We start from the raw sequence: 1120 nt of genomic DNA, 5'->3' as shown, positions 1-1120 counted from the left end.
GTACAACAGCACGACCGGCGCGATCAGTGCACCGGCCTATGCGGTCCAGGGCAGCACGTACGGCAACGTGGGTGCGGCACTGGGCAGCCTGGATACGGCCGTAACGGGCAATACCAGCTCGATCAGCGACATCACGAACCAGCTGAACAGCGGCACGGTGGGTCTGGTGCAACAGTCCGCAGCTGGTGCAGACCTGACGGTGGGCAAGGATACGGACGGCGCAGCAGTGGACCTCGCCGACAAGGACGGCAACACCCGCACGCTGAAGAGCGTGACGGCTGGCGTGGCTGACACCGACGCAGTGAACATGTCGCAGCTGAACACGACGAACACGAACGTGGCGACCAACACATCGAACATTGCGCAGAACACCAGCGATATCACCCGCGTGGAAGGCAAGGCGGACCAGTCCGGTGCAGCAGTGGCCTCGGCACTGGGTGGCGGTGCAGCGTACAACAGCACGACTGGCACGATCAGCGCACCGGCCTATGCGGTGCAGGGCAGCACGTATGGCAACGTGGGCGCAGCGCTGGGTAGCCTCGACACGGCGGTAACGGGCAACACCACCTCGATCAGCGACATCACGAACCAGCTCAACAGCGGCACGGTGGGTCTGGTGCAGCAGTCTGCTGCCGGTGCAGACCTGACGGTGGGCAAGGACACGGACGGTGCAGCAGTCGATCTCGCCGACAAGGATGGCAACACGCGCACGCTGCAGAGCGTGACGGCTGGCGTGGCTGACACCGACGCGGTGAACATGTCGCAGCTGAACACGACGAACGCGAACGTGGCGACCAATGCCACGAACATTGCGCAGAACACCAGCGACATTACCCGCGTGGAAGGCAAGGCGGACCAGTCCGGTGCTGCAGTGGCCTCGGCACTGGGTGGCGGTGCGGCGTACAACAGCACGACCGGCGCGATCAGTGCACCGGCCTATGCGGTCCAGGGCAGCACGTATGGCAACGTGGGCGCAGCACTGGGTAGCCTGGATACGGCCGTAACGGGCAATACCAGCTCGATCAGCGACATCACGAACCAGCTCAACAGTGGCACGGTGGGTCTGGTGCAGCAGTCCGCTGCCGGTGCAGACCTGACGGTGGGCAAGGACACGGACGGA

General features: G+C 64.6%; 1 pseudogene. It reads left to right on the top strand.

The features are described from left to right. Positions 1 to 1120, top strand: a pseudogene (locus EYW47_RS03400) (hypothetical protein); the annotation flags it as partial.

Origin of the sequence: Paraburkholderia silviterrae (genome assembly GCF_004353915.1) — a bacterium.
In the GTDB taxonomy this organism is placed as follows: Bacteria; Pseudomonadota; Gammaproteobacteria; order Burkholderiales; family Burkholderiaceae; genus Paraburkholderia; species Paraburkholderia silviterrae.
Note: the sequence above shows the minus strand (reverse complement) of the source record. Positions and strands in the feature narration are given on the sequence as shown.